Origin of the sequence: Blautia sp. AM47-4 (genome assembly GCF_003479865.1) — a bacterium.
Taxonomy (GTDB): domain Bacteria; phylum Bacillota; class Clostridia; order Lachnospirales; family Lachnospiraceae; genus Fusicatenibacter; species Fusicatenibacter saccharivorans.
Window position 1 is genome coordinate 1 of sequence record NZ_QUHY01000060.1, and the last position, 5,022, is coordinate 5,022.

The 5,022-nt window shown below is 42.5% G+C and carries 6 protein-coding genes; all 6 read left to right on the forward strand.

The window, feature by feature from the left end; genetic code table 11:
• Positions 1–287 precede the first annotated feature (287 nt).
• A complete protein-coding gene (locus tag DW965_RS18120; protein ID WP_119198657.1) occupies positions 288–1,721 on the forward strand; it encodes a serine/arginine repetitive matrix protein 2 in 1,434 nt (477 codons plus the stop codon).
• A 106-nt stretch (positions 1,722–1,827) separates the two neighbouring features.
• Positions 1,828–2,481: a CHC2 zinc finger domain-containing protein gene (locus DW965_RS18125; protein ID WP_119198658.1), complete on the forward strand. Its 654-nt coding sequence runs from the start codon at positions 1,828–1,830 to the stop codon at positions 2,479–2,481.
• Complete coding sequence (locus DW965_RS18130) at positions 2,390–3,823, forward strand: virulence-associated E family protein (protein WP_243036686.1); 1,434 nt, start codon at positions 2,390–2,392, stop codon at positions 3,821–3,823. The genes DW965_RS18125 and DW965_RS18130 overlap by 92 nt, the downstream gene beginning before the upstream one ends.
• Before the next feature lie 285 nt (positions 3,824–4,108).
• Complete coding sequence (locus DW965_RS18135) at positions 4,109–4,273, forward strand: transposon-encoded TnpW family protein (protein WP_119198660.1); 165 nt, start codon at positions 4,109–4,111, stop codon at positions 4,271–4,273.
• A gap of 78 nt (positions 4,274–4,351) precedes the next feature.
• Positions 4,352–4,879, forward strand: a complete 528-nt coding sequence (locus DW965_RS18140; RefSeq protein ID WP_117989501.1) for a DUF3592 domain-containing protein — start codon at positions 4,352–4,354, stop codon at positions 4,877–4,879.
• Between the two features lie 92 nt (positions 4,880–4,971).
• The coding region (locus DW965_RS22730) for a DUF6219 family protein (protein WP_442857836.1) at positions 4,972–5,022 on the forward strand (51 nt) is incomplete at its 3' end.

Below are 5,022 nucleotides of genomic sequence, written 5' to 3' on the forward strand. Positions count from 1 at the left end.
CAGACGGAACGGAGATCATGCCGAAGGGACAGCGGCAGGAATTACGTTTTGTCTGCCGGGAGTACAGAGGACTGGAAGTCCTTTGTGCCTGGATTGCAAAGGGAGGCAGTACCTTGCTGGGGTTAAGGGGCGAAGCCCTTAGCAGGTTAAGGGCGGCAGCCATTGCCCAGTGATATGGCGTTTCGCCATATGGTACTGGGTACTGTCTGTAACGGAGACAGAGACTTTTGGCAGCTTCGCTGCATTATCCCTTCGGGGAGAAAACTTGAAAAAAGGAGAGATGTGAATTGAAAGGGACAAGGCATAACGGCAGATCCGGCAAAGACGGCGTTTACAATCCGCTTCACAATGACCGGAGATTTGATCCGGAACACAGTGAGCATATCGACAATGAACGTGTCCGGCAGAATATCTACTGGGACTGCTATCAGGGATATACCACCATGGCTGACCGGGAAAAAGAGGATAATTTTTCTTTCAACCAGATTGAGCTTGCATACTATGTGGAGCATTACAGCGATTATGTCATGAACCAAAATGCGAGACATGAGAAAGCCAGACACCCCGACAGGTGCAAAGGTGTGGAGGATATCCTGAAAAGTAAAAAGACCTGCCCGGAAGAAAGTATCTATCAGCTTGGAACGATAGATGAACATGCTTCTGCACAAACGCTGGTCATGATCTTTGATGAATTTAAGAAAGAGTTTGATGAGCGTTTCGGCTCTAATGTCCATATCATTGACTGGTCACTGCACATGGATGAAGCGACACCGCATATCCATGAGCGTCATGTATTTGATGCCACAAACAGATATGGGGAGATTGAACCGAAACAGGAAGAAGCATTAAAGCAACTTGGCTTTGAACTGCCACAGCCGGACAAAGCACGATCCCGGACAAATAACAGGAAGATGGTTTTTGATTCTGCCTGCCGGGTGATGTTTCTGGATATCTGCAAACGTCATGGACTGGAACTGGATGAAGAACCGTCCTATGGAGGAAGGCAGTATTTGGAGAAGCAGGACTACATCCGCATGAAGCAGAAAGAAGAAATTGCAGAGCAACAGGAAACGATTGAACAGCAGATTGAGATAGTGAATGCCAACCGCCTAGATATTGCAAAACAGTCAATCGTGGTCAGAGGAAATGAACAAAAAATACAGAAACAGGAAGAAATGCTGGTTCAGCAGGAAAATGAATTTAAAGAAAAATTCCTTTCTAATTCTGACCGGATTTTCCGGCAGGGTGATCTGATCGAAGAACAGGAACAGCAGTTAAAAAAGTTAACGCTTCGTATTGAAGATGTGGAAACACTGCTTGATGAGGTATCCAGTGAAGCATATGACAAGGCGGTGGAACAGGTTGCAAGGGAAGCGGTACTGGCTACCCGGAAGGATGACATTTATCTGGCAGAAGATTCTAAAAAGTGGATTCAGAGTCCGGAACGGAAAGCATCCCGGAAAGAAAAAGAGTATGCAGTAAAAAGGCTGGACGGTCTGATCCGGAAGATTGAAAATGCGATGGAAAAAGCAGTTGGAAAAATCGTCCGTCAGTTAAAACAGCCAGAGAAAAAGAAAGCTGTTGTAGAAGAAATCAAAAAAGAAGTGAAACCTTCTATCCGGGAAAAGCTTGCACTGAATGTAGCAAAACTTGAAAGAGAAGAAGCTGAGAGAAAACAACTGAATAAAGGAAAATCTCGTTCCAGTGATCTGGAGATATAGGGCATTTTGTTGATTCCGAGAGGACAGGACAAAGTGCTTTTTTTATTTTGAGTGAAAAAGTACTTCCCATAATTGGGAAAAAGTCAGTGAAAGAAAGGAGAACAGGATGGGACTATTTGATGAAGTAAAGCAAAATGTGACTGTCCGGCAGGCTGCAGAAATGTATGGGTTAAAGCCTAACAGGAGTGGGATGATCTGTTGCATTTTCCATAATGATAAATCACCCAGTATGAAAGTTGCCCGGAGATATTACTGCTTTGGATGTGGCTGCACCGGGGATGCGATAGATTTTACGGCACAGTTATTTGGACTTGGATTAAAAGAAGCAGCACAGAAGCTGGCAGATGATTTTGGAATTATTTATGCCGACCGGATTGATGGTTTTAAAAAAAAGCCAATATCTGTGAAGAAGCCGGAACCAACACCGGAAGAAAAATGGCAGTCAGAGTATCAGCGGTGTCTGAGAGCATATCTGGATTACCGGAGTCTGCTGGTGGACTGGAAAGTGCAGTATGCACCGAAGAACCGAGAAGAAGGATGGGACAAAAGGTTTATGACCGCATTAAGGGAACTGACCACAGTGGATTATTATCTGGATATTCTGCTGTTTGGAGATCAGGCAGAGAAAGAAGCACTGGTCAATGAAAAAAGGAAGGAGGTAGAGAGAATTGAGCGATACAAAGATAAAGGAGATTGTGACAAAGGAGCAGAAAGATGCCATACAAGAAATGTTAAAAACCGTAGACCAGGAAGAGATTAAAAAAGTCCGGGATATGCTTGAGCTGACACAGAAAGGAACGGTCAAAGCAACCGTGGATAATTATATACTTGTACTGAGATATGATCCGTATATCCGGGAGAGCCTGAAATACAACAAGCTGACTGGGCGGATTGATATTGTAAAGATCCTCTGGTGGAACGATGAGATCTGCAAGCTGGATGATGATGCCAGAACGTATTATTACTATTTTTTTGAACGCTATTACAGTCTTCGCAGTGAAAACTGCATGGATAAAGCAATGAGGATGGAAGCAAAAAGCCGGGCTTACCACCCAATCTGCGAATATCTGGAAGAATTGGAATGGGACGGTCAGGAACGGATTCGATATGTCCTGCAACGGTATATGGGAGCAGATGCTTCGGACTTTGTGTATGAGGTAATGAAGCATTTCCTTATGGAAGCGTTGAGCAGGATTTACCGTCCCGGATGCAAAGCGGATGAAATGCTCTGTCTGGTTGGTCAGCAGGGAGCCGGAAAATCTACTTTTTTCCGCTTCCTTGCCTTAAAGGATGACTGGTTTTCCGATGACTTACGCAATCTTGGCGACAATAAAGTCTATGAATATCTGCGGGGACACTGGATTATAGAAATGCCAGAGATGATCGCGACGATCAGTGCAAAGAACAATGAAGAAATCAAATCATTCCTGACCAGACAGAAAGATTCTTACCGTGATCCATATGCAGTCTATGGGGAAGACCGGAAGCGTCAGTGTGTTTTTGCCGGATCAACAAACACAAGGCAGTTCATTCCCTTTGACCGTACAGGGTCAAGACGTTTCCTGCCGATTGCCATAGACAGCAGTAAGGCAGAGAAACATATCCTTGATGATGAGGAAGAAGCAAGAGCATATTTTGACCAGTTGTGGGCAGAAGCGATGGTGCTCTACTGGACAACGGAGAATAAAAACAGTCTGTTAAAATTTTCAAAAGAGATGGAGAAAGAGATTGAGGAATATCGGAAACAGTTCACGCAGGAAGATACCATGGCAGGAACGATTCAGGGATGGCTGGATGCCTACAAAGGAACCCATGTATGCTCGGTGCAGATCTGGAAAGAAGCATTTGACCATTTTGACCGGGAACCAAAGAAATTTGAAACCAATGAGATCTGCTCGATCATGGATACCCAGATCACAGGCTGGAAGAGAGCCGGGATTCACAGATTTGAAAAGCAAGGTTATGGCAGACAGCGGAGCTGGATTCGGGAAGGGACAGAGGATGAGGGTGTCAACGAACTGGATAAAGACGGATTTACGAAGCTGACAAAGGCAGAGCAGTTAGAACTTCCATTTGATCTGCCCGACAGAGAGAAAGGCTGATTTTGGCACCGGAAAGCTGTCGATTTTCCCGGAAATTGATCGCTTGTTGACATCCTTGTTGACACGCTAAACCCTTATATTTACTGGTGATTTTGAGGCTCTTACCAGTTGTCAACAAAGATATTCAAAAAACTTTAGGGATGTATTTGGAAGATAAGAAAAAACATCCTATAAGAAGTTTGAACCCCCATGTTGACAATTACGTTGACAGTTTACAGATAAACTTCCGGCAGGGATAATACGAACCTCTCTCTGTCGGGCATAGAAGAAAGGAATTTGATAATTATGGAAAAAATGATGACTATAAAGACACAGGGACACACTTTCACAAAGAAGATCGGACAGACGGTGTATGTTGTTCGCTATCACTTCAATGAAGACGCAAAAGAAACCATGCAGGAGAAAATCAACCGGATGCTGGTGACGGAAGCAAGCAGAATGGAAGTATAATGAAAAATAGATAGATGTAATTGTAGGAGAAGTATGATATTATGTGAGTAACAAATCGGAAGTTGAGGTGATGAAACTATGGCTAAAATGCAAATTGCATGGTTAGAATTGATGACAGTTGGAGGTCTTGGTGTAATATTAGTTCTACTAGGAGTTACTTTCAATATCATTGTAAAAAGACAGAATAAATTGTGTACAAAAAAGACAGACGGTATTGTTAAACAATATGGGTTTCCTGGAAATGGAAGAGTGTACCCAATCGTTGAGTACTTTGTGAATGGAACTTGTTATAAAGCAAAGAAAAAATTTCGAGGAATTATAACAACGCAACTATCAGGAGTACCTGTACCGATGAAATCAGAAGTCTATGAAGATGAAAAAGGATGGCTACATGTAAAAACTGGAGCTATTGCAAATTTGCGTCAATTTGCGGAGCAGTTGTGGCCTATCAACAGTAAGATGACAGTTTATTATAATCCAAACAATCCTAAAAAGTGTTATGTTGATAGACCAATTTCAAAAAGTTTTACTTCCATGATGTTTATCATAATGGGGACAGTAACAATACTCTCGAGTGTACTGGTATTCTTTTTGATGCAGTTATAAATTGCAAAAGATAATTGCTAATCAGACAACTTCAAGTTTGTATATATCTTTTAAAAGGTATATGATTAAGAAAAACGGCAGGAGGTATCTGAATGAAATCACATAAATATTGGTCTATCGGTGCACTGATTACAATGCTTGGA

Bases quoted from the DNA above. Each gene is read 5' to 3' on its own strand.
- DW965_RS18140 (WP_117989501.1), top strand. From the start codon at position 4,352: ATGGCTAAAATGCAAATTGCATGGTTAGAATTGATGACAGTTGGAGGT.
- DW965_RS18135 (WP_119198660.1), top strand. From the start codon at position 4,109: ATGGAAAAAATGATGACTATAAAGACACAGGGACACACTTTCACAAAG.
- DW965_RS18125 (WP_119198658.1), top strand. From the start codon at position 1,828: ATGGGACTATTTGATGAAGTAAAGCAAAATGTGACTGTCCGGCAGGCT.